The sequence below is a fragment of the Noviherbaspirillum cavernae genome, assembly GCF_003590875.1.
In the GTDB taxonomy this organism is placed as follows: domain Bacteria; phylum Pseudomonadota; class Gammaproteobacteria; order Burkholderiales; family Burkholderiaceae_D; genus Noviherbaspirillum; species Noviherbaspirillum cavernae.
In genome coordinates, this window is sequence record NZ_QYUN01000002.1 from 493,273 (window position 1) to 517,582 (window position 24,310).

The window sequence follows — 24,310 nt, forward strand, 5'->3', positions numbered from 1 at the left end:
AAGGGGGAGGTTGGGTGGGGGATGGGTTTCAGTCGCGCTGAAAGAAAACCCATTCCCACCCTAACCCTCCCCTTGAAGGGGAGGGAATATTCGCTCCGAATTTAAAGGAATAATCCCATGTCCAACTTCATCGTCAAAAAAGTCGCCGTGCTCGGCGCAGGCGTGATGGGTGCGCAGATCGCCGCCCACTGCGTGAATGCAAAAGTGCCCGTCGTGCTGTTCGACCTGCCTGCCAAGGAAGGTCCGAAGAACGGCATCGTCTTGCGTGCCATCGACAACCTGAAAAAGCTCAGCCCTGCGCCGCTCGGTAACAAGGATGACGCCGCGCTGATCGAAGTCGCCAACTACGAAGACAATCTCGATGTATTGAAAGGCTGCGACCTGATCATCGAGGCGATTGCCGAGCGAATGGACTGGAAGCACGACCTGTACAAGAAAGTCGCGCCGCACATCGCGCCGAACGCGATCTTCGCTTCCAACACCTCCGGCCTGTCGATCACGGCATTGTCCGAAGGCTTCGACGTCGACCTGCAGGCGCGCTTCTGCGGCGTGCACTTCTTCAATCCGCCGCGCTACATGCATCTGGTGGAATTGATCCCGACCGTCTCGACCCGCCCGGAAATTCTCGATCAGCTCGAAGGCTTCCTCACCACGACGCTGGGCAAAGGCGTGGTGCGTGCAAAAGATACGCCGAACTTCATCGCCAACCGTGTCGGCATCTTCGGCATGCTGGCAACCATTCATGAAGCGGAAAAATTCGGCCTGTCCTATGACGTGGTCGATGACCTGACCGGTGCCAAGCTGGGGCGCGCGAAGTCCGGCACATTCCGCACGGCGGACGTGGTCGGCCTCGACACGATGGGCCACGTGATCAAGACCATGCAGGACAATCTGCAGAACGATCCGTTCTTCCCCGTCTACAAGACGCCGGATACGCTGGCGAAACTGATTGGTGCGGGTGCGCTCGGACAGAAAGCCGGCGGCGGTTTCTACAAGAAAGTCGGCAAGGACATTCAGCGCTTCGATCCGGCCACCGGCACGTATGTCGCCGCCGGCAAGAAAGCGGACGACATCATCGCTCGCATCCTGAAGGAAAAAGACCCGGCCAAGCGCATGAAGGCGCTGCGCGATTCGACCAATCCGCAGGCGCAATTCCTGTGGGCGATCTTCCGCGATGCATTCCACTACATCGCCGTGCATCTCGAATCCATCGCCGACAATGCGCGCGATATCGATTTCGCGTTGCGCTGGGGCTTCGGCTGGAAGACCGGCCCGTTCGAAAACTGGCAAGCCGCCGGCTGGCAGCAGGTGGCGACATGGGTGCAGGAAGACATCGAAGCGGGCAAGGCATTGTGCAACGCGCCGCTGCCGCAATGGGTGTTCGACGGCCGCGATGCCGTGCATACGCCGGACGGTTCGTGGTCGCCGGCGAAGAAGTCCTATGTGCCGCGCTCCGATCTGCCGGTATATCAGCGTCAGGCATTCCGCGCTGCCGTGCTCGGCGATAACGTCGCAAACGGCGCGACTGCAGGCACGACCATTCTTGAAGACGAGTCCGTGCGCATCTGGCATCAGAACGACGACGTGCTGATTCTGTCGCTCAAGACCAAGATGGGCGTGATCGGCCAGGGCGTGATCAACGGTCTGGCAAAGGCGATCGACGAAGCGGAAAAGAATTTCAAGGGGCTCGTGCTCTGGAACGCCAATGCGGCCGACGGCGGTGCATTCTCGGCCGGTGCCGACCTGCAATCCATGCTGCCGGTGTTCATGTCCGGCGGCGTGAAGGCGATCGAGCCGGAAGTTGCGAAACTGCAGAATGCGCTGCAGGGACTCAAGTATGCGAACGTGCCGGTCGTGGCTGCGGTTGCCGGCCTCGCACTGGGCGGCGGTTGCGAGCTGATGCTGCACGCGGCCAAGCGCGTGGCATCGATCGAGTCCTACATCGGCCTGGTCGAAGTCGGCGTCGGCCTCGTGCCGGCAGGCGGCGGCCTGAAGGAGGCTGCAGTGCGCGCCGCCAACGACGCGAAGGGCAACGACATCCTGCAATTCCTGAAGGTCTACTTCACCAACGCGGCCACTGCCGCGGTGTCGAAGTCGGCGCTGGAAGCGCAGCAGATGGGCTACCTGAAGCCGACCGACACCATCGTGTTCAATCCCTACGAATTGCTGCATGTCGCCAAGGTGGAAGCACGCGCGCTGTTCGACGCCGGCTATCGCGCCCCGCAGCGCAAGCTGGTGCCGGTCACCGGCCGCTACGGTCTGGCGACCATCAAGGCGCAACTGGTCAACATGCGCGATGGCGGCTTCATCTCGGCGCACGACTTCAAGATCGCTTCGCTGATCGCCGAGATCGTCAGTGGCGGCGACATCGAGCAAGGCAGCCTGGTCAACGAGCAATGGCTGCTCGACCTCGAGCGCAAGGCTTTCATGGAGCTGCTGAACAATCCGAAAACGCAAGAGCGCATCATGGGCATGATGCAGACCGGCAAACCCGTCCGCAACTAACCGGACCAGGAGCAGAAAATGACCAAACAACTTCAAGACGCTTACATCGTTGCCGCTACTCGCACCCCGATCGGCAAGGCGCCGCGCGGCATGTTCAAGAATGTTCGTCCGGACGACCTTCTGGTGCGCGCGATCCAGTCCGCTGTGTCGCAAGTGCCGAACCTCGATCCGAATCTGATCGAAGACGCGATTGTCGGCTGTTCCTTCCCGGAAGCGGAGCAGGGCTTGAACCTCGCCCGCATGGCGGTGCTGCTGGCAGGCCTGCCGAAGTCGATCGGCGGTGTGACCGTCAACCGCTATTGCGCATCCGGCATCACGGCGGTGGCGATGGCAGCAGACCGCATCCGCGTCGGCCAGGCCGATGTGATGATCGCCGCCGGTGCCGAGTCGATGTCGATGGTGCCGATGATGGGACACCATCCATCGATGAACATGGGCATCTTCAAGGATGAAAACATCGGCATGGCCTACGGCATGGGACTGACTGCCGAGAAGGTCGCGCAGCAGTGGAAGGTGTCGCGCGAAGCGCAGGACCAGTTCTCTCTGGAATCGCACCGCAAAGCCATTGCCGCGCAAGAGGCCGGCGAATTCAACGATGAAACGACATCGGTCGAGATCGTCGAACGCTTCCCCAATCTGGCAACCGGCCAGGTCGATATCAAGACCCGTACCGTCAACAGGGATGAAGGTGCGCGCCCCGATACCAGCCTCGAAGGCTTGGCGAAACTCAAACCCGTGTTCGCCGCCAAGGGCAGCGTCACGGCAGGTAACAGCTCGCAGACTTCCGATGGCGCAGGCGCATTGATCCTGGTCAGCGAAAAAATCCTGAAGCAATTCAATCTGACGCCGTTGGCGAAATTCTCCTCGTTCGCGGTGCGCGGCGTGCCGCCGGAAATCATGGGCATCGGTCCGAAGGAAGCGATTCCTGCCGCCTGCCGCGCCGCCGGTATCACGCAGGATCAGATCGACTGGTTCGAACTGAACGAAGCGTTCGCCGCGCAATCGCTGGCAGTGATCCAGGACCTCGGACTCGACCCGGCCAAGGTCAATCCGATGGGCGGTGCGATCGCGCTCGGTCATCCGCTCGGCGCAACCGGCGCGATTCGTGCCGCCACCGTCGTGCACGCGCTGCGCCGCAAGAATCTGAAGTACGGCATGGTGACGATGTGCGTCGGCACCGGCATGGGCGCGGCGGGTATTTTCGAGCGCATGTAAACAAAAGCAGGCTTGCTCTGGAAATTCAAAAAACCGTACGGCCACAAGCTGTGCGGTTTTTTTGTTTGGAGGAGGACATGGAGACAATCAGATTCAACACGAGCGACGGCGCAACGCTGACCGGCACGCGCTTCGCTCCGCAAGGCAAGGCGAAAGCCGTCGTCGTGCTGCCCGCTGCGATGGGCGTCAAACAGGACTTCTACATCCCGTTCGCGCAGTTCCTCGCCGAGCAGGGCATGGCGGTGCTGACCTTCGACTATCGCGGCATGGGGCAATCGACGCCACCCGAATACCGGCATTCGCTGCGCGGCTTCAAGGCCGACCTGTACGACTGGGGCGAGCGCGATTACAACGCCGCGCTGCATGCTGCGAAAGGATGGCAACCCGATGTGCCGCTCTTTATCGTCGGCCATTCTCTCGGCGGCCAGTTGCCGGGCCTGCTGCATGACACGCAACTGATCGACGGCATCCTCACCGTTGCCGCCGGCAGCGGCTACTGGCGCGACAACGCGCCGCAGTTGAGGCGCTTCGTCTGGTTCCTGTGGTATTTCGCGGTGCCGGTGTACACGCGGCTGTTCGGCTACTTCCCCGGCAGGCGCGTGCGCAAGATCGGTGATCTGCCCAGGGGGGTGATCTACCAATGGGCGCGCTGGTGCAAGAGTCCGCACTACATGGTGGACGACAGCGGCAAGCCGCTGCGCGCCGGCTTCGAGCGCATCAGCGTGCCGCTGCTCAGCATGAGCTTCACCGACGACGAGATGATGAGCCGGCGCAGCATCGACAGCCTGCACGACTGCTACAAGAACGCGCCGATGGAGCGCCGCTACATCAGGCCTGCCGACGTGAACGCCAAACGCATCGGCCACTTCGGCTTCTTCCGCCCGCAATTCAAGACCACGTTGTGGCAGCAGGCGCTGGATTGGCTCGATCAACACGCGAGAATCGAACATCCCGCACAATCTGAACAATCGGCGACTCGCAGCATCGCCTGACGATCAACATACATTTCACAAGGAGACAACATGGACATCACCACCGGCAAGGCCAACGGCATTCTCACCATCGAGTTCAACCGCCCCGACAAGAAGAACGCGATCACCTCGGCGATGTACCAGATGATGGCCGATGCGTTGAAGGATGCCGAAAGCGACGCGGCAGTGCGCGCCATCATCATCCTCGGCAAGCCGGAAATTTTCACGGCCGGCAACGACCTCGAGGACTTCATGAAAAGCCCTCCGACCATCAGCGGCGACCGGCCGGTTGCGCAATTCATGCGCGCCCTCAGCACGGCGACCAAGCCCGTCGTTGCGGGTGTGGCCGGCGCGGCGGTCGGCATCGGCACCACGCTGCTGATGCACTGCGACCTCGTGTATGCGGCGGACAATGCAAAGTTCTCGATGCCGTTCACCCAGCTCGGCCTGTGCCCCGAATTCGCCTCCAGCATGTTGTTTCCGCAGATGGTCGGCTACCCGCGCGCGGCGGAAAAACTGCTGCTTGGCGAAGCGTTCTCCGCGCAGGAAGCGTACGAGATGGGACTGGTCAGCAGGGTCGTGCCGGTGGCGGAGCTGCCCGCCTATGTGCAAGGCCAGGCCGCCAGGCTGGTTGCATTGCCGGCATCGTCGCTGCGCACGACCAAGCGTCTGATGAGAGCCGCGCAAGCCGAGGCAATCCATGCCCGCATGATGGAAGAGAACAAGCACTTCGGCGAGATGCTGAGCGCGCAGGAGGCGAAGGAAGCGTTTGCTGCCTTCTTTGAGAAGCGCAAGCCGGACTTCACGAAGTTTGCGTGACCGGTGTTGTGCGCATGGCGGGAGCGCAGAGGCGACCGTCGCGACGAGTCGCCCCCTGCTTATTTTGGTTGTTGCGTGTGCTCCTGATCGACCTTGTCTTTCGCGACCTCCCACGCACCGTCGAAGCCGCCTTCGCCGAACAAATACCTGCCCGCGTCCTGCGCGGCGGAGTTGCCTGCACTGGAAATCGGGACTGGAAGCTGCGTGAATGTCGCTCTCGATGAGCCCGACGAAGTTGCCTGGGGCGATGGTGGGGAACGCCGCGGCCAGTCGCCGAATTTCTTTTGCATATGGTCGGCCGTGAAGAACTTCCTGGTTTGGCGGGTGACTTCTTCCCTCAGCAACTTCGCTGTGCCGTATTGCCCGAGGTCTTTGATGGCATCCCAGCCTTTCTTGTCGCCGAGGCTTCCCAGCTTTTCTCCTGACCTGCTACCCATCGCCGCGTCTGCATGGGCAAGCTCCGGATGGCGGTTCAGGGCGGCATGGACCTCGTTTGCCAAGGTTGCAGCCTCATCGATCAGCTCTGCAATCCTCTGCCTTTGCTCCGCCGAAAAGGGGTTTGTATGTCCGCTCGCATCGCCCAGCGATTGGAAAGTCATTTCTGCCGTGATCACGGTTGAGAGTAGTTGGCGTGCACGCTGTCCGAATCCCGCGTATTGCGGATAGCGTGCGAAGAAGTCGGCATTTGGAGCGTGTGGTTTGGATGGATCGCTTTTAGATGGATCGTTCATTCCTAGTCCCATCAAGGCAGTCGTCATCTGGCGCAGCGGATGATTCCCTACCACCTTTCTCGCTTCTATCGTCCCGGCCTCAAGCTGCGCAATCAGCTGTTGTCGTCGAGCTTCATCGCGAAGCGCGGCGAAACCACGGTCGGCGCTCAAAAGGACAGCGGCAGTCATTTTCATGGACGGCGATGACAATTTGTTGCCCTGCAAGAATGGATTGCGCAAGGCTTTTCGAGCAAAGAGGCGGGGGCCTGTCGGCTGGGGTTCCGGGGTGGGAGTGGACAGACGCCCCTCGTCCTCGCGAATGCTTGCAGTGCCGCCAGAAACGCGCGAGAAAATGTTCAAGTTGATGAATGACTTCATTATTAAAACGCTTTGATCGAAGGTGAATTTGCGGCAACGTACACTGCGCATGTGTGGCGGGATCGGTGCCACGGGTTCCATGGCGCGGTGGAAATTCCGGCGGCGTCCGATGCGTTGTCGAACGACAAAGAGCAACGGGCGTTTCAGCTCGCCCCCGAAAAGAGGGGCAAGGCTGGAATTCGTCAGCGCGGGAGGTTTTTGGCGGTTGCGATTGACAGGCTGGTAGAGGAAGCGATCCAGCATTTCGAGCAGGAGGCGGATTGGAAAACGATCGATATCGGCTTCGAACTGCAACCGACACAGGTGATGGGCGACCGTTTTCTGTTGCGCGACTTGATTGATAAGCTTTTCGATAGCACGGTATCTACGTTGCTGCCTTGCTGCATCCGACGCGAATCCGCGCCCGCTTGTTGATGAAATGCGTTCGGTGAACTACTGAAGACGGGGTGCCGCAGACAGGAGCCGCGACACCACCAGATGGGACGACGGAATCACCGTCCCGAACAATGTCCCCCGCTGGCAGCCTGGCCGCTGCCGAGCGCAATCAGGGGAGGCTCGACCCGGCTGCCGTCGGCGTGCGTGCTGTCGAGGGCGATCAGCCCTGCAAACAGCAGCCAGAACAGCGCGGTGATCAAACCGAAAATGCGTTTGCTAGTCATGCTTTTCTCCATCAGGCGCTGACGCGCTGGCGCACGCGCACGCCAAGCAGCGATCCGGCAAAGGCCAGTGCGAACCATACCCAGCCATGCACGCTGGCCGAAGCGATGCCGTCAAGGAAGGCACCGACATTGCAGCCGAAAGCCATGCGCGAGCTGTAGCCCATGACCAGGCCGGCAACAGCGGCCGCCAGCAGGCGCCTGGCCGGCGGGATGCGGATATCCGCCGGACCATTCCAGCGCGATGCGGCCAGCGCGCCGAAGATGAGGCCGATATTGGTGACCGAGGTGATGTCGGCCAGGATGGGATCGACCAGGCGCTGGGCGTGCGGTGCCGCGCCCCAGAAGGCGTCGCCAACCGGACTCCAGCCCGTTGCGGCTGCCGCCTTCGCGCCCCACAGGCCGATGCCGTAGACGATGCCCCATGGCTGTCCGGCCACGATCAGATGCAGCACATACAGGATGGCGAGCAGGATCGCGCCTATCCACCAGCGTTTGGCCCAGCCGGTCGCGGCCGGCTGTTCCGTGCCGGCATTCATGGCGCGATGCTTGCGCGCGCCACGCGCCGCCAGCCACGCAACAAGGCCGCAGCCTGCCACGGTGATGGCCAGCGCAACCGGCCAGCCGAATTGCAGCATGTCGACCGGCGGCAAGCCGCCGAGCGCCACCCAGGCCGGCTGGTGCGATGCGCCGAGGAAACTGCCGATGGCGAAGGTGGGCAGCACTGCGAACGAGATCGGCGCACCGGCACCGGCCTTGTACAGCGTGCCGGAGCCGCAGCCGTCGGCCAGCTGCATCGCCGCGCCGAACAGAAATGCGCCCAGCACCAGACTGAAGGTCAGCGGCGCGACCGCACCGACCAGCTCGCCGGGGTTGCCGGCGATGAGCGGCAGCGTGAGAGCGGCCGCCAGCACCAGCAGCAGCATCTGGGCCCACAAGCCTTGCGGGTCGCGGTTTTCGATGTAATTGCGCCAGCCGGTGGTGAAGCCGAAGCGGGCGCCTTGCAATACCGCGCCGAAACCGATGCCGAGCAGAGCCAGCAAGCCCTGCCGCAGACCTCCGACCAGCGTCACGGCGAACACGATCGCCAGCCCGCCGGCGACGAGCGCCAGGCGCGTCAGGAAACGCATGATCCGATCCTTATTTCTTCAGCGAGCGCTTGGCATCCTGCACGAGGGCAGTAACGCGGGACGGCTGATTATCCATCGGCAGATCGGTCTTGCTCCATTCGACCACCGATTCCGGATACAGCTTGACCTCCTTGTTTCCGGCCAGCTCGGACAGCACGAACCAGTTCGTCGCGGCCCAGTGGCCGGTATTGCAGAACGACACGGCCGGCTTGTTTGCCAGATTGGCTTGTTGCACGATCTGCAGCAGTTCGCCGGCCGGCTTCAAGGTCTTCTTGTCCGCGTTGAAGAAGCTCGCGTTATCCAGGGTTTGCGCACCCGGCAGCGTGCCGTAGCGCGCCGCCGCATCAACCCGTTGTTCACCCTTGAAGAAGTCGAGCGGACGGGCGTCGAGCAGCAACGGTGCCTTGCCGGATTTGACGGCAGTCGCCACTTCCTCGGTGTCGGCGATCATGGCCTTGTTGTAGTGGTAGCTGAACTGGCTGGGATTGACCTTGGGCGCGACAGTGTCGAGCGCGCCGCCGGCGGTTTTCCAACCCAGCGTGCCGCCATCCAGCACCGACAGGCGGGTCAGGCCGCCCGCCTTCAGCGTCCAGTAAACGCGGGCGGCAGCACCGAAGTCGGTATGGTCGCTGCCGGCATGGGCAACGATCACGCGGGTGTTGGTGTCGATGCCGGCCTGGCGCAGCACTTCGGTCAGCTTGCTTTCCGCCACCAGCGAGCCCGCGTTGTCTTTCGGACCACGGTAGGCTGCATAGGGCGTGTTGATCGCGCCCGGGATATGCCCGGCCAAATAGTCCTTCTCGGCACGGATGTCGAGCACGCGCACGTCGGGCTGGCCGAGCAGCGATTTCAGGTCCTCGGCTTTCAGCAATGGCGAGGAACCGGCCGCCGCAGCGGCACCGGGTGCGCCGGCCAGTGCGACGGACGGCAGGGAAACGGCAAGACTGCCCGCCAGCAGGGCGGCAGCGAAGGAAAATTTTCTTCTCAGCATGGGATTTCTTTTGAATGGAAGGCCGGCGCGGATCGCCGAACAGGGGAAAATGTTGACTGTAAGCATTAAAATCGATCGACCATCATTTTAAAACGATTGATTCTCCATATCCATATGAGTTTTTGTAATAAGGGATTGTGGCCGAGGTGGTGTGCGGAGGGCGAAAGTGGCTGGGAAAGCCAGGGTGATTCAAAGGTCGCTGGCGCTGCCCGGCAATCCGGCAGATCGGAAAAACCGCCTGCGTGCGGACAGGGGATTTCTCATGGAGGATGAAGCGGATGAATGAGGTGGGTGAGTTTATGAGAACGCTGGGCTTTGCGATCCGACCAGCCGTGCTATCGGCGCTGCTGATTGCGATCGCACAATTGCATGGCAATGTCGCGCATGCCGCTTCCGGCTATTTCGACAAGGCCTATTTCGAAAGCCAGTTGCCGCCGGGGTGTACTGCCGATCCGGCGATCGATTCGAGCTACATCAAGCCGCCACCGCCGCCGTATCCGCCGCGCGACCCGAAGCGGCGCGGATTTCTGCAATCGGATGCGCGCAACCAGATAAGCTGCCGCGATTACGTTCCTCCCGCCGTATGGCCGCACGCGCATGCCAAGGAGCCGGCATGGCCGGAACCGGTCACGCCGGCGAGGCCGCAGGATTTCGACTTGAAGAACGGGCGGGCCACAGGAACCGATCCGGTCGCCAGCGCCTGGTTCGATCATTTGTGCGAGAAGGAGGCCGGGGAGTTCTATTACAGGAAAATCAGCGATGACCAGCAGCCGGTATCCGTCATCAACCTGCGGCCGCGTCAGGTCTACATCGATAACGCCTATCTGTTTGACATGTACTGGATCGAGGCGAAGAGCAGCTATTTTGCCGATCAGACGCTGGTGGATGTGAAGTACAGAGGAGGGCGTCAGTATTTCAGCGCATCCCAGAATCGAGCACCGGGCAAGCCACATCATTTGACCTTGACGACGGATGACAATGGATTCACGACATACAAATTCATTGCCGAGTCGGGCGAGGAATACTCGTTGCGTGAATGGGGTTTTTTTGAAATCAAACGGTCCAGCCAACCTCTCTTTGTGGAGCGGCCGCTGACCGTAGATGAGCAGAAGAAGTATCCCGATGCCCGACTCATGCGATTCGAATACGAGGCGTTGCCGCCCTCGACACGGGTTACCTTGATCAATGGCAGGGAAGTGTTGATGGTGCGGCGCACGCCCGGACCAAAATCTGGCTGCTCGCGCTATGACTATGACTGTCAGCAGGCATACAACGACAAGTACGGAGAGCAACGCCCCATCGTTACGCCGACGAACGAGTCCAGGGCGCAGTACGGCTATGTGTGGCGGGAGATCACCCGTTCGCCGGAAGACCTCCGCCTCGGCATCACCGGGTCGGAAACGATGGTGGTCGATATGCGAACCGGCGAAGTGATCGCCTTGCGGCGAAATTTCATGCGGCAGTTCGTGCCGGACAAACCTTTCATCGTGGTTCGGGATATGAGAAGGGCGGCATTCGCCGGCAATTGCACGAATGTGACGCGCCGCCGGCTGGGCGACTTCATCGAGATCGCGCTGGGCTTGCATCCGGATCGCGGTCCCAGCCCGCGTTGATCGGATAACGGCAGGAGCGGACCATCATGCCGCCAGCCATACATGCTGAAGTGCGGCACAACATCCATATTCGCGTCTGCCAATGGCGGCCACAGGAGAACAACGACATGAACAGACTCAATTACAAGCAACTGAATTGGCTAGTTCTCTGGCTGTGGCTGGGTTTCGTGGTCGGCATGTCGGTATTTGTGACGCGCGACATCGCGGCTCTTCAGGGAGCGCAGGCGTTTGCCGACTTTATGTCGCAGTTCATTCCCATGCTGGACAACATCGGCAAGATTCCGGGTGCGACGGAATGGGTGCGGTTTTACTATGCGGTGTTTTGGGCCGTATCGCCGGTGTTTGCGTATGTCGGGTGGCTGCTGCGCAAGCAGCAATGTGTCGAAGGCAAGTATCTGCGACACCTGTCAGATATCAAACTGGTTATCTTTACTTTGGTCCTTGCCGGCTTTATCGGACTTGCATTGATATGGCCAGTCGCGGATGGGAGTAGCTGGCGGGATCAGGGCGTCGTGTCAAACATTTTCGGAATTGCGCATTTCACTTTTGTCTGCGTCGGCATGATATTTATTGTTGGTTTGTATATCAGGATTTGGTATTCGCGAATCAAGTTTGGCTCAACCATCGAGCCTACAAATAGACTAAGGGAGGCTTGATGGCAACCCCACCAAACAATTTGCAAACCAGACCCCGCTTCATCGAAGGCTTCATCGCCGACCTGAAAAGCCAGTACGTCACTACCGCTCCGGAAGGTGGCATCCGCATCAAACGGAAGAACGCGGCAAGCGACGATGCCAACCCCGGCATCCCTCGCCAGCGTGATGGCAGGCGGCTGTCATTGCCGCTCCAGAACTTGCGGCAAATCTAGCGGCGTTGATCGCGATATCCCCAGTGCGGCTGCGGATTGCTGCGGCCGCGGTTCCAGTCATTGTGTCCATGCCACCGGTCGTGACCGCGATGTTCCCAGGTACCGCGTCCCCAATCATGGGGCCGTTGCGGGACATAGATCACCGCTGGCGGTTGCACGTAGATCGGTGGCGGCGGGTAGAACGCGGAGGGCGGCGTGCCGTAGTAGAAGGGGGATGATTGCGGATACACCACGGCCGGCGGCGGATAGACAACAGCCGGCGGCGGACCGTAGTAGCCCGGCGTGCCGACGGTCACCGACCACTGCACGCTGCCGTGCGCCATGGCCGGCGCGGCACATGCCAGCATGACAAACGCGATGGCGAAGGCAATGGGCCTGTTCATGGCGTGCTCCTTGGCTGCTTGTTTTGCTTTCCCTTGCTTTCATTAAAGAACAAAAGCGCCTGCTTCGCCATGTCTTGCGCGAAATCCTTGTAACAATGTGTGTATTGTTGCTGGTCGGACATCAAGCCTCCTTGCCGCCGTCTTGATGCATCGCCGATGCAGCACGTTGCGCCGCATGCCGGATCACCTCCAGCGTCGCATTCGGCGTGATCAGATTCGCGTCGTAGCGCAATTCGATCAGGGCGGGCAGCCCGGTCGCGTGCATGTGCTGCCGCGCCCGCTGCAATGCCGGCGCGAATGCGGCGGTGTCTTCGACCGCTTCGCCATGCGCGCCGCAGGCCCGCGCCAGCGCGGCGAAGTCGGGATTGCGCAACGTCGTGCCGTACACGCGGGCGGGATAGTCGCGCTCCTGGTGCATGCGGATCGTGCCGTAGGCACTGTTGTTGAACACGATGAACAGGACCGTGGCGCGGTACTGCACGGCGGTCGCGAGCTCCTGCCCGGTCATCAGGAAATCGCCGTCGCCGGCAACATTCAGGACGGTGCGGCGATTGTCTTCCACGATCGCGGCGGCGACTGCCGCCGGCACCCCGTAGCCCATCGCGCCCGAGGTCGGCGCCAGTTGCGTCCTGAGTCCGCCATAACGCCAGAAGCGGTGCGCCCAGGTGGCGAAGTTGCCCGCGCCATTGGTAACGATGGTGTCGTCCGGCAATGTCGATTGCAGCGTTTGCATGACTTGCCACAGGTTCAGTTTCGCGGTGCCGTCCTTGAACACCGGCGGCTCGTCCTGCCATGCAGCGAGTTCCGCACGTGCCTGCGCGATGCTGTCTGCCCATGCCGCCGTATCGATCGCCGGCATCGCAGCAAGCGCGGCGGCGATCTGCGGCATGCCGCTGTTGATCATCAGGTCCGCCTGATAGACGCGGCCCAGTTCCTCCGCGCCGGCATGCACGTGAATCAGTTTCTGCTTCGGCTGCGGCGCTTCCAGCAGCGTGTAGCCGCCGGTGGTCATCTCGCCCAGGCGCGGACCAATGGCGAGGATCAGATCGGCATCCTTGATGCGCGCCGCCAGCTTCGGATTGATGCCGATGCCGACATCGCCGATGTAATGCGGATGCCGGTTGTCGAGCAAGTCCTGGAAGCGAAACGCGCAGGCGACCGGCAGCGTGTTGGCTTCGGCGAAGCGGCGGATGTCATCGCAGGCTGCGCGGCTCCAGCCGCCTCCGCCAAGCAGCACGATCGGCCGCTGCGCCGCCGCCAGCATGTCGCGCAACTGCGTCATCTGCGCCGTCGACGGCGACGCCTGCACCGGCTGGTAAGGCCTTGCCTCGGCCACCGTCGCGGTCGACGCAAGCATGTCCTCCGGCAGCGCCAGCACCACCGGACCGGGGCGTCCACTGGTGGCGACCTGGAAGGCGCGCGCGACGTATTCCGGCACACGCTCGGCGCGGTCGATTTGTGCCACCCATTTCGTCATCTGGCCGAACATGCGGCGATAGTCGATTTCCTGAAAGGCTTCGCGCTCGACGAAGTCATTGCCGACCTGGCCGACGAACAGGATCATCGGCGTCGAATCCTGATAGGCGGTGTGCACGCCGATCGCGGCATTGGTCGCGCCCGGCCCGCGCGTGACGAAGCAGATGCCGGGGCGGCCGGTCAGCTTGCCGTATGCCTCCGCCATGAACGCCGCGCCGCCTTCCTGCCGGTTGGTGATGAAGCGGATCGGCGCATCATGCAGCGCGTCGAGCACCGCGAGATAGCTTTCTCCCGGCACGCCGAACACGATGTCGTTGCCGTGGGTTTGCAATGCATCGACCAGTATCCGGCCGCCGGTTCGGGTTTTCAGCATGACGGTTCCTCGTACAGGGAAAGCATAAACGTAGCAGAAAAGGGGCGGCACGGCTGATATCGGACCGCTGCGATACAATGACGTCTGAAGCAAGCCAGACAGCCGCTGGCCGTCGCAAGACGGCGGGAGGAAGGTCCGGACTCCATAGAGCAGGGTGACGGTTAACGGCCGTCCGCCGAAAGCCTGGTGCAAGCCAGGTATAAGGCGAGGAACAGGGCCACAGAGACGAGCGTATTCAGTTACGGTGAAACGCGGTAACCTCCACTCGGAGCAATTCCAAATAGGCACGCATTGATGTTGCTCGCGGAGCGTGCGGGTAGGAAGCTTGAGCCGTGGAGTAATTCACGGCCTAGAGGAATGGCTGTCATAGCAGGGCAACCTGCCGTAACAGAATCCGGCCTATCGGCTTGCTTCACTTTTCCTTCATGCCTGCAATCGCAGTGCAGCAAACAATTGCAATCGATACTCAACTCAGGCTTGCCGTTCTCGTGAACCAGAGCAATTGAGGCACCTCAACGCACGCAATTCCCGCTCGGGTAAATTCGGATCAAAGCCCGTTGGCCGTGGGATGGAGACCGCGAAATGTGGTGGATCGTGCGACCGGATGAACACCGATTTAGCGGCCGCTAAGAAGTCTCTGCGTGGAACCGGAACCGCTTTCCCCCTTCCAGAATTTCATCCCACGACCAACGGGCTTTATCTCTTCCGGCGCGCATGACGGCCAGCCCTTGCGGCGACATGGCTGCGTCGCCGAATCCCCGACGATGAAGACCCGACTCGAGCAGCTGTGCGCCGCGTTATTGCGCGCGCCAGAACATGTCAGTCAGGTCATTTTGTACATCAACCCACACGGGAAAAAAGGGCTCGAGTTAATATGCATTTAAAATGCGTATTTTGGTAGAATGCCTCTGCCGAACACACATGCCTTGAACAATGCGCATCACCCGCTACGCAGACATCGGTCTGCGTGTCCTCATCTACCTGTCGAAAGCCGACGCGCATCGCGCACCGGCGACCGTTGCCGAAATCGCGAGGCAATTCGACATCCCGGTCAATCACCTGGTCAAGGTTGCGGGACAGCTGGCGCGCGTCGGCTGGGTGCAGTCGCTGCGCGGCCGCAACGGCGGCCTTCTGCTGGGAGTGGATGCATCAACGCTGCGCATCGGGACCGTCTTGCGCGAACTCGAAGGGGATGCCGAGCTGGTCGACTGCGAGGGGCTGCAATGCCGCTTGAGCCATGACTGCCGTCTGCGCGGGGCGCTGGCTGCGGGCCTGCGCGCATTCTACGAGGCGATGGACCGCTACACGCTGGCCGATCTGACGCGCGGGGCGAGCGGCGAACAAATCATCAGGATGCATCGGAATTTTCTGCGCTCGTCGAAGGAGCATGACGACAGCGCAACTACGTGAATCGGCGCTCACCGAGTGAGCATTTTTTTTGATCTTTATTATGCATTTTAAATGCCTATTTTGGAGGAAGAATGGTTTCTGCAACAGCCCGTCCCTATATCGATGCGAGCGTTCCCGTACTGCGTGAACACGGTCTTGCCATCACGCGCACGTTCTACCGGAACATGTTCGCGGCCCATCCTGAGCTGACCAATCTGTTCAATATGGGCAACCAGGCGAGTGGCGTCCAACAGCAATCGCTTGCCTCGGCGGTGTTCGCCTACGCCGCCAACATCGACAATGCGGCGGCGCTCGGCCCTGTGGTCAGCCGGATCGTGCACAAGCACGCATCGGTCGGCATCAAGGCCGAGCACTATCCGATCGTCGGCCGCCATCTGCTCGGAGCGATACAGGAAGTGCTGGGCGAGGCGGCAACGCCGGCGCTGATCGCGGCCTGGGATGAGGCATATTCCGAGCTTGCTGCCGCGCTGATTCAGGCGGAAAAGGCCTTGTATGCGCAAGCCGGAACCGAGCCGGGCCAGCTGCGCGACATGCGGGTGATCGACGTCCGCACCGAGAGCGAGGATGTCAGGTCATTCGTCTTCGAAGCCGCAGACGGAGGCGCAGCCCCCGCCTTCAAGCCGGGGCAGTATGTGAGCATCTCGGTCACTTTCGACGACGGCACGACGCAACTGCGCCAGTACAGCCTGTCCGACGCGCCGCATCCCCGCTCCCTGCGGATTTCGGTCAAGCGCGAGCGCACCGAGGGAGACAAGCCGGCTGGCCGCGTCTCGAACTGGCTGCACAATCATGTGAGAGTCGGAAGCATCATCAAGGTGACCGCCCCGTTCGGCGACTTCACGCCGGATACCGAGTCGGCTGCGCCCATCGTCCTGCTTTCGGCCGGCGTCGGCATCACGCCCATGATCGCCATCCTCAACCGCATCGCGCAGGCCAACCCGGCGCGCGAGATTGTGTTCGCTCATGCCGCGCGGGGCAAGGCCTGGCATGCGCACCGTGCGGACATCGCCGCCGCCCGGAAAGTGATGCCGAATTTGCGTACCGCGACTTTCTATGAAGAAGCGAGCGGGGATGATGACGCGGCGACGCATCCAGGTCGCATGGAGGTTTCCGGGCTCCCGGCCTGGTCCCTTGCCGATGCCGGGGTCTATCTCTGCGGTCCGGTCGAGTTCATGCAGACGCAGTGGCGTGCGTTGCTGGACGCCGGCGTGCCGGCGGTCCGCCTGCATCGCGAGGTTTTCGGTCCCGAACTGTTGAATTACTTGAACTAAGACTGGCTCACCCCTTGATGCGGATGCGTTTCAAGAGGTGAGCCATCTCATCTCGTCATGTAGCGCTGCAATGAAAAACGCCCCGGGTCACGGGGCGTTTTTCACATCGTTCGTGACACACGCAAGTCTTGCTGTAACAAGGCTTGCGCCGCGATCACTTTGACGCCGCTGCATGAGCGGCGTTTTGTACTGCGGTGCTGCGTAGCGATCAGTTACCGCCGGCGGCAGCCGGTGCGGCCGGCTTGGCGGCAAGGGTCGCTTCGTTGCGCGCCTTGGCCGCGGCCAGGTTCGGATATTCGACGAACTCGGTGTTTTGCTGTGCCGCGAGTTGGCCTTGCGCGTAGGCCTGCTCGACTTCGGCGCGCACTTGTGCACGAGTCTTGGTTGCCTGGACGCCAGACTGGTCAATCTTCGCATCATTGGCGGCCATGACGGAACCGGCGGCAAACAGTACGGCAACAGCAGCGATCATTTGTTTCGTTTTCATTTTTTATCCCCAGCTAGGTTAGGTAATGGATTCCGGGCTCGGCGGTCAAGGCAGCTTGTAATGCCCGTCGGGTCCTGCCTCGGTGAAGCACTTGTGTGCCCATCGATGAAGCACAGTCTAATCGCTACCTAATCTGCAAAAAACGGGATTGTGTGCAATGAATTATTTCTGTTTATGGAATAATTGGGTTGCGCATTGCACCCTGCTCGGGTGCGGAATCTGCATTCGCATCCATAAAAATGGGCCTGATTGAAGGACTGAAGAAACTAAATCGAAAGTGGATGGTCTTTACCGGCAGGAAGCATTTTCTTGTCGGTAAATCGGGCATTTCGAGGTCATTCAAGCAAGTCTGGTAGCCAACTTCCAACGGTATTTCAGGCGCACGCTGCCTTTCAGTCCACATTGAAACACATGTGTACTTCTCAGATGCAACCTTCAATATCCTCCGTAAGTGCTTAATAAATCTAGGAAATCATCCTTCAATACGCATGAATGAAATGCGCTAAGTCATTGACTTAATTGGAAAAAATCAAATTCTTTCCCCTGAATATTACTTGACCGCAAATAGGGCATCCTCTAAAGTGGGCAATAGTGTGAAAAAGTGTATTTTTGTGGGGGGAATCAGGCCGAACAGCGCTTTCTCACTACGTAAAATCGCAACGCAAAAACCACGGGCAAGGGGACTTTCAAGGTGTTTCAGGGAGCGTCAGCGCTGAATCTCGATGCAAAGGGACGGATGTCGATTCCGGCCAGGCATCGTGACGCCCTGACACTTCAATGCGAAGGCCGCGTCACCCTGACCAAGCACCCGCACGGCTGCCTGTTGTTCTTTCCCCGCCCCGTCTGGGAAACCCATCGCGAACAGATCGCCGCCTGGCCGATGTCGGCGCGCGCGTGGCAGCGCATTTTCCTGGGCAATGCCTCCGATGTCGAAATGGATTCCGCCGGCCGCATCCTGATCGCGCCCGAGCTGCGCAGCGCGGTCGGCCTGTCGCGCGACGTGATGTTGCTCGGCATGGGCAGCCATTTCGAGATCTGGGATGCCGGGAAGCTCGCGGAGAGCGAGTCGCAGGCAGTTGCGAACGGCATGCCCGACGTGTTGAACAATTTTTCATTCTGACGGCGGCCCGTGAAAAATTCGCAAGCGGTGCCAGAGTTGCAGCACCGTACGGTGCTGCTGGAGCAGGCGGTCGACGCGCTGGCGATCGAGGGCGTGCGCGCCGATGGCATTTATGTTGATGGCACGTTCGGTCGCGGTGGTCACAGCCGCAGGATTCTGGAGTGCCTGTCCGCGCGCGGACGCCTGATTGCCTTCGACAAGGATCCGCAGGCGATCGCGACTGCGGCAGCGATTGCGGACAGCCGGTTCGAGATCGTGCATGACAGCTTTGCGACGATGGCCGAGGCGCTTGCCGCGCGCGGCGTGGCGCAGGTGGATGGCGTGCTGCTCGATCTGGGCATCTCCTCGCCGCAGGTCGACGATGCGGCAAGGGGCTTCAGCTTTCGCCTGGATGGCCCGCTCGACATGCGCATGGATACCACGCGCGGCATGTCGGCGGCAGAGTGGCTGGCGACGGAAACCGAACAGAACATCGGAAAGGTGATTAAAGACTATGGGGAAGAACGGTTTGCTTTTCAGATTGCAAAGGCGATTGCAGCTCGCCGGGCAATCGAGCCAATTTCAGGCACACGACAGCTTGCCGAGATCGTGGCACACGCCGTTAAAACCCGCGAGAAGGGCAAAGATCCGGCCACTCGTACCTTTCAGGCTATCCGGATTTTCGTCAATCAAGAGCTTGAAGAACTCGAAGTAGGTCTCAACGCGGCATTTCGACATCTGGCCCCGCACGGGAGATTGACTGTGATCAGCTTTCATTCGCTGGAAGATCGCATCGTCAAGCGCTTCATGGCCTCCAAGGCCAACGCGCCGCAGCCCGACCGTCGCCTGCCGATTCGCGCAGTCGATCTGCCGCAGCCGGAACTGAAACTCCTGTCGAAGATGAAGCCGGCCGAGGCCGAAATCGCCGGCAATCCGCGCGCCCGTTCCGCCATCATGCGCGTGGCCGAACGCATCGGCGCACAGAGCGGAGGCGCGCAGTGAGCGGGCGCATCAACTTCGTGCTGACCGTGTTCCTGGTCGCCTGCGCGCTGTCGCTCGTGAATGCGCAATACCAGTCGCGTCGCCTGTTCATCGAACTCGAACGCGCCCAGGCCGCGGCGAGGCAGCTCGACATCGACTGGGCGCAGCTGCAGCTTGACCAGTCCACGCTTGGCAAGCATGCCCGCATCGAAGACAACGCGCGGCGCGACCTGAAGATGGCCGCGGTCACGCCCGCCCGCACCCAGTACCTGACGCAGGGGACGAAATAATGGCGGCGCCGCGCACCGCTGCCGCCAGGGGAGTGCCGTTTTCCGCCAGTCCGGTGCTGGCGGTGAAACTGCCCGTATGGCGCTCGCGCATCGTTCTGTTCGGCTTGTTTTCCGCGTTCGCGGCGCTGGCGGCGCGCGCGCTCTGGCTGCAGGGCATCTCCACCGAATTCCTGCAGAAGCAGGGCGAGTCGCGTTATGCGCGCACGCTTGAATTGCCGGCCACGCGCGGCAAGATCACCGACCGCAACGGCCAGGTGCTGGCTTCCTCCGTGCCGGTGAAGGCAATCTGGGCGATTCCCGAGGACGCGCTCGAAGCGCCACCGGAAAAACTGCGCCAGCTCGCCAGGCTGCTGGACATGAACGAGCGCGACCTGCACAAGAAGCTCGACTCCGATCGCAGCTTCGTGTATCTGAAGCGGCAGGTCGAGCAGGACACCACCGACAAGATCGTCAAGCTCGGCATCCCCGGCATCCAGACCCGCAAGGAGTACAAACGCTTCTACCCGGAAGGCGAAGTGATGTCGCATGTCGTCGGCTTCACGAATGTCGAGGACGCGGGGCAGGAAGGCATGGAACTGGCCTTCCAGAAAAATCTCGCCGGCGTGAACGGCAGTCGCCGGGTGATCAAGGACCGGCTCGGCAACATCGTCGAGGATATCCAGTCGGTGCGCGATCCGCACGACGGCAAGGATCTGACCCTGTCGATCGACCGCAAGATCCAGTACATCGCGTTTTCGCAGCTGAAGGAGGCGGTGGACAAGCACAAGGCGAAAGCGGGTGCCATCGCGGTGCTGGATGTGCAGACCGGCGAGGTGCTGGCGCTGGCGAACATGCCGACCTACAACCCGAACGACCGCGCGCGGCTGACCGGCGCGCAACTGCGCAATCGCGTCCTGACCGACACCTACGAACCCGGCTCGACCATGAAGCCGTTCACCGTGGCGCTGGCGCTGGAGAACGGACTGGTCAGGCCGGCCACCACCATCCAGACCGCGCCGGGACGCATCACCATCGGCAGGGCGACCATCGGCGATTCGCATGCCCACGGCCTGCTGACCGTCGAGCAGGTCATCGAAAAGTCGTCCAACGTCGGCACCACCAAGATCGCGCTGCAGATGCAGCCGCAGCAGATGTGGGACATGTTCACCTCGGTCGGATTCGGCCAGCAGCCCAAGCTGGGCTTCCCGGGCGCGGTCGCCGGCCGCCTGCGCCCGCCCAAGTCGTGGCGGCCGATCGAGCAGGCCACCATGAGCTACGGCCACGGCATCTCGACCTCGCTGATCCAGATGGCGCATTCCTACATGATCTTCGCGCGCGACGGCGAGATGATTCCGCTGACCTTCCAGAAAAGCAGTGACCATCCGATCGCCCAGCGCGTCATTTCCGAGAAAACTGCACGCGAGATGCGCGCGATGCTGGAAACCGCTGCCGGTCCGACCGGCACCGCGCCCAAGGCACAGGTGCCGAGCTATCGCGTTGCCGGCAAGACCGGCACTTCGCACAAGCTGGTCGGCGGTCAGTACGCCAACAAATACGTCGGTTCGTTCGTCGGCTTTGCGCCGGTCTCCAATCCGCGCATCATCGTGGCGGTCATGATCGACGAGCCGTCCAACGGATTCCACTATGGCGGCGAGGTTGCGGCTCCCGTATTCGCCGCCGTCACCGCCAATGCATTGCGCGCCATGAACGTGGCACCGGATTCGTCGGTTACCGACATCATCATCCCGGCCAATGGCGTGCAGGAGAGCATGTGATGCAAGACACAATCCTCGCTTCGGCAGAAATCATTGAATGGCTGCGCACCGCGGCGCCGGCGGCGCAATTGTCGTCGGATTCGCGCAGCATCGCCAGGGGCGACGTCTTTTTCGCCTATCCTGGAGATGCGGGCGACGGCAGGCGATACATTGCGCAGGCGATCGAAAGCGGTGCACAGGCGGTCGTGCACGAGGCGGACGGTTTCGCATGGGACGATGCCTGGGGCGTGCCGCACCTCGCCGTGCAAGACCTGAAGCAGATTGCGGGGCCGATTGCCAACGCTTACTACAACCAGCCGGATGCCGCCATGTATTCGGTTGCCGTGACCGGCACCAACGGCAAGACTTCGTGCACGCAGTGGCTGGGCAAGGCTATTTCGCTCCTTGGCGAGGCGACCGCGGTCGTCGGCACGCTCGGCGTCGGCGTGTTCAAGCGCGGCGCGCACGAGGGCTTCGAGGCGACCGGCTATACCACCCCCGACGCAGTGCTGTTGCAGCGCAGGTTGGCGGAGATCCGCAACGCCGGCGCAAAGGCGCTCGCGATCGAGGCATCGTCGATCGGCCTGCATCAGGGGCGGTTGAACGGCCTGCATATCGATGTCGCGCTGTTCACCAACTTCACGCGTGATCATCTCGACTATCACGGCGACATGGACGCCTACGAGGCGGCGAAAACCATGCTGTTCGACTGGCCCGGCCTGCGGCATGCCGTGATCAATCTGGACGACGAGATGGGGCTGCGCCTGGTGCAGCATCTGAAGCGGACACGTCCTTCGCTGCCAGTGACCGGCTACACCGTCTCCGGGAAAACGGTGCCGGGCATCGCGATCCTGCGCGCCACCGACATTCGCGCCAGCCATTGCGGCACCGTGTTCCATCTGGATGCGCCATGCGGTCCGGCGCAGGTGAAAACGCAACTGATCGGGAAATTCAACGTCAGCAACGTGCTGGGCATCATGGGTGTGCTGCTGGCAAAGGGCGTGGCCCTGAAAGCAGCGATCGATGCGGCGGAAGAGTTGACTGCAGTGCCCGGGCGCATGCAGCAGTTCGGCGGGCAGGAAGCGCCGCTGGTCGTGATCGACTATGCGCACACGCCGGATGCACTGGAGAAAACACTGGCGACCCTGCGTCAGGTCGCCGCGCAGCGCGGAGGGCAGCTATGGTGTGTGTTCGGCTGCGGCGGCGACCGCGATCCGGGCAAGCGACCGCAGATGGGTGCGGTTTCCGAAGCGGCGGACCATGTCGTCATCACAACCGACAATCCGCGCAGCGAGGAGTCTGCCGCAATCAACGCACAAATCATCAAGGGGATGAGCGCCGCGAGAATGGCAAAGACCACGCCGCAGCTCATCGAGGACCGCGCTGCCGCCATTCTGTGGGCGGTGCGGCATGCGGCAAAACAGGATGTGGTTCTGGTGGCCGGCAAGGGCCACGAGACATATCAGGAGATCAAAGGCAAGAAATTGCCGTTTCTGGATGCAGACCATGCTGCGCTTGCGCTGGCTGCACGGGCAACAATGAAGGGGACTATTTGATGAAATCATCACTGGCCGGTATTCAGCCGTGGATTTCAGGAACCGTCGCGGTGAATGCGGCGGTTGATGTGGAATTCGACGGCGTGTCGACCGACAGCCGCAACGTCGCTGCGGGCAACCTGTTCGTCGCCCTGCGCGGCGAGCGCTTCGACGCGCATGACTATCTGAACGAAGTGGCGGCCAGGGGCGTCGCCGCAGTAGTGGTGGAACGCGTGCCGGACGGCCTGACCGTGCCGGCGCTGGTGGTGCCGGACACGCGCATCGCGCTGGGCGACATCGCGCGCGGCTGGCGGCGGCAGTTCGCCATGCCGGTGATCGGTGTCACCGGCAGCAACGGCAAGACCACCGTCAAGGAAATGATTGCGGCGATTCTCTCCGCGGCCTTTGGCGGCGAGCACGCTCTCGCCACGCGCGGCAATCTGAACAACGACATCGGCGTGCCGCTCACGGTATTCCGCCTGAATGCATCGTGCAAGGCGGCGGTGATCGAACTCGGAATGAATCACCCGGGAGAGATTGCGACGCTGACCGCGATCGCGTTGCCGGTGGTGGGTCTGGTGAACAACGCGCAACGCGAGCACCAGGAATTCATGGAAAGCGTCGAGGCGGTCGCGAAGGAGAACGGCGCGGTGATCAGCGGCTTGCCGGCGGACGGCGTTGCCGTGTTCCCGGCCGACGATCCGTTCACGCCGCTGTGGCGCGCCTATGCGGCGGGTTCCGGCCGGCGCGGGACGATGACATTCGGCCTTTCCGCGGATGCGGACGTGACTTGCACTTTTGCGGCGAACGATTTCGGCAGTGATTTGTCCATTGTCGCCGGTGAGCAGCGTTTCCAGGTCAGGCTGTCCGCTGCAGGCGTGCACAACGTGCGCAATGCGCTGGCGGCGACGGCATGCGCGCTGGCGATCGGTGTCGCGCCGGAGGCGGTCATTCGCGGCCTGGAATCGTTCGCGCCGGTTGCAGGCAGATTGCAGCGCAAGCAGGCAAAGAGCGGCGCGCTGGTGATCGACGATACCTACAACGCGAATCCGGATTCGGTGCGGGCGGCGATCGACGTGCTGTCGCATGCGAGTGCGCCGCGAGTGCTGGTGCTGGGCGACATGGGTGAGGTGGGCAGTGAAGGCCGCCGGTTCCATGAAGAGATCGGCGCCTATGCGCGCGAGCGCGGCATCGAACATCTGCTGACGCTGGGCGAACTCGCCCGTCACACCGCCGGCGCGTTCGGCACGCAGGCAAGACATTTCGACGACATCGGATCGCTCAATCAGGCGGCCGATGCGCTCGCCACGAAGGGCGCGACAACGCTGGTGAAGGGCTCCCGCTTCATGAAGATGGAGCGCGTGGTGCAGCACCTCGTCAGCACGGTAACAGAACAAGTACAGGAATCTCACTAAC

At 61.7% G+C, this 24,310-nt stretch carries 24 protein-coding genes and 1 other RNA gene; 17 read left to right on the forward strand and 8 right to left on the reverse strand.

The genetic code is table 11. The features are described from left to right. Positions 1-117 precede the first annotated feature (117 nt). From D3870_RS02440 to D3870_RS02455, 4 genes are all read left to right on the forward strand, one after another. Positions 118-2,505 (forward strand): 3-hydroxyacyl-CoA dehydrogenase/enoyl-CoA hydratase family protein, encoded by a 2,388-nt coding sequence (locus D3870_RS02440; RefSeq protein ID WP_119736373.1) that lies wholly within the window; start codon positions 118-120, stop codon positions 2,503-2,505. Positions 2,506-2,523: 18 nt separating this feature from the next. Beyond that, positions 2,524-3,720 carry an acetyl-CoA C-acyltransferase gene (locus D3870_RS02445; RefSeq protein ID WP_119736375.1) on the forward strand — a complete coding sequence of 399 codons (1,197 nt, stop codon included), beginning with the start codon at positions 2,524-2,526 and terminating at the stop codon, positions 3,718-3,720. 77 nt (positions 3,721-3,797) lie between these two features. Next, positions 3,798-4,712, forward strand: coding sequence for an alpha/beta hydrolase family protein (locus tag D3870_RS02450; RefSeq protein ID WP_119736377.1), 915 nt, complete (start codon positions 3,798-3,800; stop codon positions 4,710-4,712). A 30-nt stretch (positions 4,713-4,742) separates the two neighbouring features. Next, positions 4,743-5,510: an enoyl-CoA hydratase gene (locus tag D3870_RS02455; protein ID WP_119736379.1), complete on the forward strand. Its 768-nt coding sequence runs from the start codon at positions 4,743-4,745 to the stop codon at positions 5,508-5,510. A gap of 59 nt (positions 5,511-5,569) precedes the next feature. Here the strand turns inward: D3870_RS02455 and D3870_RS02460 are convergent, their stop codons facing one another. Next, on the reverse strand, positions 5,570-6,598 hold the full coding sequence (locus D3870_RS02460; RefSeq protein ID WP_147375687.1) for a hypothetical protein: 1,029 nt from the start codon (positions 6,596-6,598) through the stop codon (positions 5,570-5,572). A 12-nt stretch (positions 6,599-6,610) separates the two neighbouring features. Here D3870_RS02460 and D3870_RS22645 point away from each other — a divergent pair, with 12 nt between their 5' ends. After that, positions 6,611-7,012 (forward strand): hypothetical protein, encoded by a 402-nt coding sequence (locus D3870_RS22645; RefSeq protein ID WP_119736384.1) that lies wholly within the window; start codon positions 6,611-6,613, stop codon positions 7,010-7,012. 77 nt (positions 7,013-7,089) lie between these two features. Here D3870_RS22645 and D3870_RS22475 read toward each other — a convergent pair whose 3' ends face one another. The 3 genes from D3870_RS22475 to D3870_RS02485 are packed head-to-tail and all read right to left on the reverse strand — an operon-like array spanning position 7,090 to position 9,375. Further along, positions 7,090-7,257, reverse strand: a complete 168-nt coding sequence (locus D3870_RS22475; RefSeq protein WP_199710490.1) for a hypothetical protein — start codon at positions 7,255-7,257, stop codon at positions 7,090-7,092. 11 nt (positions 7,258-7,268) lie between these two features. Beyond that, on the reverse strand, positions 7,269-8,384 hold the full coding sequence (locus tag D3870_RS02480) for a YeeE/YedE family protein (RefSeq protein WP_119736388.1): 1,116 nt from the start codon (positions 8,382-8,384) through the stop codon (positions 7,269-7,271). Between the two features lie 10 nt (positions 8,385-8,394). Beyond that, on the reverse strand, positions 8,395-9,375 hold the full coding sequence (locus D3870_RS02485) for a sulfurtransferase (protein ID WP_119741566.1): 981 nt from the start codon (positions 9,373-9,375) through the stop codon (positions 8,395-8,397). A 278-nt stretch (positions 9,376-9,653) separates the two neighbouring features. On the opposite strand from D3870_RS02485, the gene D3870_RS02490 reads away from it, so the two are divergent. The 3 genes from D3870_RS02490 (at position 9,654) to D3870_RS02500 (ending at position 11,856) form a co-directional block, all read left to right on the forward strand. Beyond that, a complete protein-coding gene (locus D3870_RS02490) occupies positions 9,654-10,988 on the forward strand; it encodes a hypothetical protein (protein WP_147375688.1) in 1,335 nt (444 codons plus the stop codon). Positions 10,989-11,095: 107 nt separating this feature from the next. Further along, positions 11,096-11,644 carry a hypothetical protein gene (locus D3870_RS02495; protein WP_119736391.1) on the forward strand — a complete coding sequence of 183 codons (549 nt, stop codon included), beginning with the start codon at positions 11,096-11,098 and terminating at the stop codon, positions 11,642-11,644. Then, positions 11,644-11,856 (forward strand): hypothetical protein, encoded by a 213-nt coding sequence (locus D3870_RS02500; RefSeq protein ID WP_119736393.1) that lies wholly within the window; start codon positions 11,644-11,646, stop codon positions 11,854-11,856. Before D3870_RS02495 ends, D3870_RS02500 begins: the two co-directional genes overlap by 1 nt. Here D3870_RS02500 and D3870_RS02505 read toward each other — a convergent pair. Genes D3870_RS02505 through D3870_RS02510 form a run of 3 tightly spaced genes read right to left on the reverse strand, consistent with a single transcriptional unit; the run spans position 11,853 to position 14,088 of the window. Then, entirely contained in the window at positions 11,853-12,239 is a 387-nt protein-coding gene (locus D3870_RS02505) for a hypothetical protein (protein WP_119736395.1), read from the reverse strand. The genes D3870_RS02500 and D3870_RS02505 overlap by 4 nt on opposite strands. Next, positions 12,236-12,361 carry a hypothetical protein gene (locus tag D3870_RS23010; RefSeq protein WP_277986324.1) on the reverse strand — a complete coding sequence of 42 codons (126 nt, stop codon included), beginning with the start codon at positions 12,359-12,361 and terminating at the stop codon, positions 12,236-12,238. The genes D3870_RS02505 and D3870_RS23010 overlap by 4 nt, the downstream gene beginning before the upstream one ends. Beyond that, positions 12,361-14,088, reverse strand: a complete 1,728-nt coding sequence (locus D3870_RS02510; protein WP_119736397.1) for a thiamine pyrophosphate-binding protein — start codon at positions 14,086-14,088, stop codon at positions 12,361-12,363. The genes D3870_RS23010 and D3870_RS02510 overlap by 1 nt, the downstream gene beginning before the upstream one ends. Positions 14,089-14,174: 86 nt before the next feature. Between D3870_RS02510 and rnpB the strand changes: the two genes are divergently transcribed. The 3 genes from rnpB (at position 14,175) to hmpA (ending at position 16,769) form a co-directional block, all read left to right on the forward strand. Continuing rightward, an RNA gene (gene rnpB / locus D3870_RS02515) (RNase P RNA component class A) lies at positions 14,175-14,506 on the forward strand. 515 nt (positions 14,507-15,021) lie between these two features. Next, a complete protein-coding gene (locus D3870_RS02520) occupies positions 15,022-15,498 on the forward strand; it encodes an RrF2 family transcriptional regulator (RefSeq protein WP_119736399.1) in 477 nt (158 codons plus the stop codon). 71 nt (positions 15,499-15,569) lie between these two features. Then, a complete protein-coding gene (hmpA, locus tag D3870_RS02525; protein ID WP_119736401.1) occupies positions 15,570-16,769 on the forward strand; it encodes an NO-inducible flavohemoprotein in 1,200 nt (399 codons plus the stop codon). A gap of 208 nt (positions 16,770-16,977) precedes the next feature. Here the strand turns inward: hmpA and D3870_RS02530 are convergent, their stop codons facing one another. Beyond that, a complete protein-coding gene (locus D3870_RS02530; RefSeq protein ID WP_119736403.1) occupies positions 16,978-17,256 on the reverse strand; it encodes a DUF4148 domain-containing protein in 279 nt (92 codons plus the stop codon). 691 nt (positions 17,257-17,947) lie between these two features. On the opposite strand from D3870_RS02530, the gene mraZ reads away from it, so the two are divergent. From mraZ to D3870_RS02560, 6 genes are read left to right on the forward strand one after another with little or no spacing between them, the layout of a single operon-like run. Then, positions 17,948-18,376 carry a division/cell wall cluster transcriptional repressor MraZ gene (gene mraZ, locus D3870_RS02535; protein ID WP_119736405.1) on the forward strand — a complete coding sequence of 143 codons (429 nt, stop codon included), beginning with the start codon at positions 17,948-17,950 and terminating at the stop codon, positions 18,374-18,376. 9 nt (positions 18,377-18,385) lie between these two features. After that, entirely contained in the window at positions 18,386-19,357 is a 972-nt protein-coding gene (gene rsmH / locus D3870_RS02540) for a 16S rRNA (cytosine(1402)-N(4))-methyltransferase RsmH (protein ID WP_119736407.1), read from the forward strand. Next, positions 19,354-19,626 carry a cell division protein FtsL gene (ftsL, locus tag D3870_RS02545; RefSeq protein WP_119736408.1) on the forward strand — a complete coding sequence of 91 codons (273 nt, stop codon included), beginning with the start codon at positions 19,354-19,356 and terminating at the stop codon, positions 19,624-19,626. Before rsmH ends, ftsL begins: the two co-directional genes overlap by 4 nt. Continuing rightward, positions 19,626-21,380 (forward strand): peptidoglycan D,D-transpeptidase FtsI family protein, encoded by a 1,755-nt coding sequence (locus D3870_RS02550; RefSeq protein ID WP_119736410.1) that lies wholly within the window; start codon positions 19,626-19,628, stop codon positions 21,378-21,380. The genes ftsL and D3870_RS02550 overlap by 1 nt, the downstream gene beginning before the upstream one ends. Continuing rightward, a complete protein-coding gene (locus D3870_RS02555; RefSeq protein ID WP_119736412.1) occupies positions 21,380-22,915 on the forward strand; it encodes a UDP-N-acetylmuramoyl-L-alanyl-D-glutamate--2,6-diaminopimelate ligase in 1,536 nt (511 codons plus the stop codon). The genes D3870_RS02550 and D3870_RS02555 overlap by 1 nt, the downstream gene beginning before the upstream one ends. After that, a complete protein-coding gene (locus D3870_RS02560; RefSeq protein WP_119736414.1) occupies positions 22,915-24,309 on the forward strand; it encodes a UDP-N-acetylmuramoyl-tripeptide--D-alanyl-D-alanine ligase in 1,395 nt (464 codons plus the stop codon). Before D3870_RS02555 ends, D3870_RS02560 begins: the two co-directional genes overlap by 1 nt. Position 24,310 lies beyond the last annotated feature (1 nt).

Coding starts and splice junctions, on each gene's coding strand:
- D3870_RS02500 (WP_119736393.1), top strand. CDS start 11,644: ATGGCAACCCCACCAAACAATTTGCAAACCAGACCCCGCTTCATCGAA.
- D3870_RS02505 (WP_119736395.1), bottom strand. CDS start 12,239: ATGAACAGGCCCATTGCCTTCGCCATCGCGTTTGTCATGCTGGCATGT.
- D3870_RS02530 (WP_119736403.1), bottom strand. CDS start 17,256: ATGAAAACGAAACAAATGATCGCTGCTGTTGCCGTACTGTTTGCCGCC.
- D3870_RS02460 (WP_147375687.1), bottom strand. CDS start 6,598: ATGAAGTCATTCATCAACTTGAACATTTTCTCGCGCGTTTCTGGCGGC.
- hmpA (WP_119736401.1), top strand. CDS start 15,570: ATGGTTTCTGCAACAGCCCGTCCCTATATCGATGCGAGCGTTCCCGTA.
- D3870_RS02555 (WP_119736412.1), top strand. CDS start 21,380: ATGCAAGACACAATCCTCGCTTCGGCAGAAATCATTGAATGGCTGCGC.
- D3870_RS23010 (WP_277986324.1), bottom strand. CDS start 12,361: ATGTCCGACCAGCAACAATACACACATTGTTACAAGGATTTCGCGCAA.
- D3870_RS02445 (WP_119736375.1), top strand. CDS start 2,524: ATGACCAAACAACTTCAAGACGCTTACATCGTTGCCGCTACTCGCACC.
- D3870_RS02440 (WP_119736373.1), top strand. CDS start 118: ATGTCCAACTTCATCGTCAAAAAAGTCGCCGTGCTCGGCGCAGGCGTG.
- D3870_RS02490 (WP_147375688.1), top strand. CDS start 9,654: ATGAATGAGGTGGGTGAGTTTATGAGAACGCTGGGCTTTGCGATCCGA.
- D3870_RS02455 (WP_119736379.1), top strand. CDS start 4,743: ATGGACATCACCACCGGCAAGGCCAACGGCATTCTCACCATCGAGTTC.
- D3870_RS02550 (WP_119736410.1), top strand. CDS start 19,626: ATGGCGGCGCCGCGCACCGCTGCCGCCAGGGGAGTGCCGTTTTCCGCC.
- D3870_RS02510 (WP_119736397.1), bottom strand. CDS start 14,088: ATGCTGAAAACCCGAACCGGCGGCCGGATACTGGTCGATGCATTGCAA.
- D3870_RS22475 (WP_199710490.1), bottom strand. CDS start 7,257: ATGACTAGCAAACGCATTTTCGGTTTGATCACCGCGCTGTTCTGGCTG.
- D3870_RS02520 (WP_119736399.1), top strand. CDS start 15,022: ATGCGCATCACCCGCTACGCAGACATCGGTCTGCGTGTCCTCATCTAC.
- D3870_RS02560 (WP_119736414.1), top strand. CDS start 22,915: ATGAAATCATCACTGGCCGGTATTCAGCCGTGGATTTCAGGAACCGTC.
- D3870_RS02485 (WP_119741566.1), bottom strand. CDS start 9,375: ATGCTGAGAAGAAAATTTTCCTTCGCTGCCGCCCTGCTGGCGGGCAGT.
- D3870_RS02495 (WP_119736391.1), top strand. CDS start 11,096: ATGAACAGACTCAATTACAAGCAACTGAATTGGCTAGTTCTCTGGCTG.
- D3870_RS02450 (WP_119736377.1), top strand. CDS start 3,798: ATGGAGACAATCAGATTCAACACGAGCGACGGCGCAACGCTGACCGGC.
- D3870_RS02480 (WP_119736388.1), bottom strand. CDS start 8,384: ATGCGTTTCCTGACGCGCCTGGCGCTCGTCGCCGGCGGGCTGGCGATC.